Source organism: Streptomyces sp. NPDC047880 (genome assembly GCF_040706515.1).
Lineage (GTDB): Bacteria > Actinomycetota > Actinomycetes > Streptomycetales > Streptomycetaceae > Streptomyces.
On record NZ_JBEZOK010000076.1, the window covers coordinates 1 to 1,010 of the forward strand.

Here is a 1,010-nt window from a genome sequence, read left to right on the forward strand (position 1 = left end):
TAGGCCGTTTCTGATGGCTCTTGGACGGTGTCTCGGAGCCAGATGACGATCGCGGTGACGGTCAGGGTGCCGTTGAAGATGTAGTCGCGTTTGTCGTACCGGGTGGCCACCGCGCGGAACTGCTTCCACTTGTTCACGCACCGTTCGACTGCGTTGCGGCGGCGGTACTGGGCCTTGTCGAAGGCTGGGGGGCGGCCACCGGCTCGTCCCCGGCGCTTGCGGTGGAGCCGCTGGTCGTCGGGCTGGGCGATGGTGGCTTTGATGGCGCGCCGTCGCAGGTAGGCGCGGTTGTCGCGGCTGGAGTAGGCCTTGTCGCCGCGGACCCGGTCCGGCCGGCTGCGCGGGCGGCCCGGTCCGCGGCGCCGGATGCGTAAGCCGTCCAGCACCGGGGCGAACATCGGGCTGTCACCGCGCTGACCGGGCGAGGTCAGCCAGTGCAGCGGGCGGGCCCGGTCGTCGGAGAGCAGATGGACCTTGCTGGTCAGCCCGCCCCGTGAGCGCCCCAACGCCTCCCGCCCATCTGCCTCCTCACGCGCCCCGCCCCTTTTTGCGGGTGGTCGGCCGGCGGCTTGCGAGGCGCTCCGGCCGCGTGCTGATGCGCCCGGCAGGAAGTGGAGTCGATGTTCACGGCCCACTCCTGCCGGCCCGCCCGGCCAGCGAGCGCCCCGTCCGGGTCGCCGGCATCCGCCTCGATCTGTAACTCCTCGAGGACGGCCTGCCAGGTGCCGTCGGCCGACCAGCGGCGATGACGCTCGTAGACGGTCTGCCAGGGGCCGTACCGTTCCGGCAGGTCAGGCCAGGGCACCCCGGTCCGGGCCCGGAACAACACCCCGTTGATCACCTTGCGGTGATCCGCCCACTGCCCACCCGGTTTGCCGTTGCCGGGCAGGAGAGGTTCGATCTTCTGCCACTGCGCGTCCGTGAGTTCGTGTCGCCGCACCATACGGGCATCCTGCCCGGCCCACCACGAGATCCACCCAGCCCACCAAGAGCCATCAGAAACGGCCTAG

1 protein-coding gene is annotated in these 1,010 nt (G+C 70.8%); it reads right to left on the minus strand.

Going from position 1 to position 1,010, the window contains the following annotated elements; translation table 11 throughout:
* A protein-coding gene (locus AB0937_RS38535) for an IS5 family transposase (RefSeq protein ID WP_366718879.1) occupies positions 1 to 940 on the minus strand; the annotation gives its coding sequence in 2 pieces (ribosomal slippage) (positions 1 to 560 and positions 563 to 940; 938 coding nt annotated over the 2 pieces). This gene is flagged as partial in the annotation.
* Positions 941 to 1,010: the final 70 nt, after the last annotated feature.